The organism is Vibrio mimicus CAIM 602 (assembly GCF_000338875.1).
Lineage (GTDB): Bacteria > Pseudomonadota > Gammaproteobacteria > Enterobacterales > Vibrionaceae > Vibrio > Vibrio mimicus.
On record NZ_AOMO01000092.1, the window covers coordinates 1 to 2577 of the forward strand.

Here is a 2577-nt window from a genome sequence, read left to right on the forward strand (position 1 = left end):
TCACACAAACACACGTCCAGAAGCCMAAAGCATGTGAAGTTGGCTGCCAAAACTCAAAACGATCAAGGTTAAGTTGACCACAGTTAAGAGTCCGCGACAAAGAAAGCCAGATCACAGCGATGATGCAGCCTTTTGTGAAACCAAACTTTGAGTGTTGAACATCCAACAGCGTTGAAGCATCTAGGCTTGCTAGTTTTCAGCGACTTTGAAAACACTGAATTTTCAACACGTTCGACCAAATCAGCATCAAGAAAACTCAAAAGCCAAATTGTGAAATTTGAACGCTAAAAGCGGATTTTTCAGAGCGATTGAGCTTGGATTTTGATGATTCTAGCCTTTAAGAAGCTAACGCCCGCCTAAGGGGCTGGCAACGCATACAACCAAACTCAAACGCAACAACCGAAACCACTGCGGTTCATTGGGACTGGAAACGCCGCGCGTTGACAGTCCCTCTTGAGGCGTTTGTTATAAGCGAGTTTTAAGAGATTTACTTTCCTTTTGCCTGCGCATATGGATTTGGCTTCTCTGACCCTAATAATGATTTTTTTGGTTTAAATTGAATATCTCGAACTGGCTCAATGTCAGTATCCCAAAGATTAAAGTCATTAAAAAAAATTGCTGTTTGAGCCACTACGTTTAATTTTTTGAGAACGACCTCGCTCATAATCATCAAATTCAGAAGAATCTTCCGGATAAGGGTTTACATAATCAGAATATAGGCTCGTATTAAAGCCCTCTTCATACGCCTTACTGGCCACATTTTTCTCCTTTTCCACTTAGCTTATAACGCCGCATTAAGTGGTGAGCAACGCAGACCACTGAACTTAAAGTATTGTACCGTAAACACTAAATTCAAAGTAAACCAAAAATGCCGAGCGTTGGGAATCCGTCTTAAATGCTTTGTTAGGCAAATTTTATAGGTATGCACCGACTACTGACATGCAGTGCTGAACTGTGCTTTCTTTTTCACCGACTGGCGCAACATAATGAATTGCCGATTCAGCGTCCCCCCTACCTGATAACTTGCTAATTACCCACGCAGCCAAGTACTTTGATGACAAACAACCACCCGCTGTCGCAAGATTACCTTTAGCATAAAAGGGTTGATCTAAAACAGTAACTCCTGATTCGACAACCCAAGGTTTCGTTGTTAAATCGGTACAAGCTGGTATTTGATACAGTAAACCAAGTACTGACATGAGCAACGTACCTGAACATTGTCCACCAATTAACTGAGTGTCAGGGTTTAGCGTTAGCCTCGAAAGTATATCTCTGTCTTGAGCGACAGCACGTGTTAGCACACCGCTGCCAAATAATACGACGTCGGCACTATTAGCAAACTCTAGAGGTTGTTGGGATTGGATTGTAACTCCGTTCATTGAAGTGACGTATTTAGATGGACTTGTTATTTGCACATTCCAACCAGCGTCTTTCATGCGGTTCAAAATACCCGCTGCTATAAATGAATCCAGTTCATTAAATCCGTCAAAAGTTAGTACAGCAATGTCCATATTTACTCCTATTTGCCTAACGCCCGCTTAAGGGGCAGCCAACGCTACTACCAATTTTCCGCATAACACCGTAATCACAAAAACCAACGCATAATAAAAATGCCGCGCGTTGGCTGTCCCTCTTGAAGCGTTTGTTATAAGCGTCTAATTTGAAATAAAAACTTTAAGAGTGTTTCCACTATTTAACTTAAAGTCCTTTGTGCCATTGAAGTTAACTGGAATTTTGCTAGTAAACTCAAGTTGCTTAACCTCATCGTTAAAGCACTCTTTTAAATCATAACTATCAAATTTGGAGTCATCGATATAAAACTCTTTCAACAAAATGCTTTTTTTAGCCGTATCAACCGTAATTTCATGTCCATAGTAAAAGACTTTTCCACCGATAGATGTTTTTTTGAAGTCTTTGTTGATATGCATTCTTTAATAAAGTAAGGCTTCCTATCAACTCTATTTATCTGATTAAAGTCTCCCACAAATTGATGACTTTTCATTAATTCATGACCGCTAGGATTTGTAAGTGTAAGCTCTACTATATAGTTATTAGCTACTGCAATTGAAAAAGGAGCTAAACTTAGGGCTGCTGTATATGTCAATAACTTAGAAAGGTACACAAAATTTCCTTATAACAAGATTTTTTACTATTAAACAAAAAGCATACCATGTGCCAATAATTCGCAAAAGCTTATAACGCCCGCCTAAGGGGCTGACAACGCACTACCACTAAACTCAATCACAACAACCGTAACCACCGCGGCTCATTGGGGCTGGAAACGCCACGCGTTGACAGTCCCTCTTGAGGCGTTTGTTAGCTTCGTAGCCTATTGTTTCAAAATGACTTTTAACCACTTTTGCTTGAAATGCATTTTACGCAAAAGCATCACACAAACACACGTTCAGAGCCAAAAGCTGTGAAGTTGACGGCCAAAACTCAAAACGCTCAAGGCTAAGTTGGCCACGGTTAAGAGTCCGCGACAAAGAAATGCACACTTTCAGCGATGATGCAGCCTTGTGAAATCAACTTTCCGTGTGGAGCATCCAACAACATTGAAGCATCGAAGCTTGATGG

At 40.6% G+C, this 2577-nt stretch carries 4 protein-coding genes and 1 pseudogene; all 5 read right to left on the reverse strand.

Features of this window, described 5'->3' with window-relative positions; all coding sequences use genetic code 11:
* A partial coding sequence (locus D908_RS21165; RefSeq protein ID WP_134815427.1) for a DUF645 family protein occupies positions 1 to 169 on the reverse strand: 169 nt, incomplete at its 3' end.
* Between the two features lie 436 nt (positions 170 to 605).
* Positions 606 to 758, reverse strand: coding sequence for a hypothetical protein (locus D908_RS22820; protein WP_235047402.1), 153 nt, complete (start codon positions 756 to 758; stop codon positions 606 to 608).
* Positions 759 to 914: 156 nt separating this feature from the next.
* A complete protein-coding gene (locus D908_RS00920) occupies positions 915 to 1511 on the reverse strand; it encodes a DJ-1/PfpI family protein (RefSeq protein WP_005527628.1) in 597 nt (198 codons plus the stop codon).
* A gap of 144 nt (positions 1512 to 1655) precedes the next feature.
* On the reverse strand, positions 1656 to 1928 hold the full coding sequence (locus D908_RS00915) for a hypothetical protein (RefSeq protein ID WP_005527630.1): 273 nt from the start codon (positions 1926 to 1928) through the stop codon (positions 1656 to 1658).
* 447 nt (positions 1929 to 2375) lie between these two features.
* A pseudogene (locus D908_RS23260) lies at positions 2376 to 2556 on the reverse strand (DUF645 family protein).
* Positions 2557 to 2577: the final 21 nt, after the last annotated feature.

Excerpts from the sequence above, each read along its gene's own strand:
- D908_RS00920 (WP_005527628.1), bottom strand. The coding sequence starts at position 1,511 with ATGGACATTGCTGTACTAACTTTTGACGGATTTAATGAACTGGATTCA.
- D908_RS00915 (WP_005527630.1), bottom strand. The coding sequence starts at position 1,928 with ATGCATATCAACAAAGACTTCAAAAAAACATCTATCGGTGGAAAAGTC.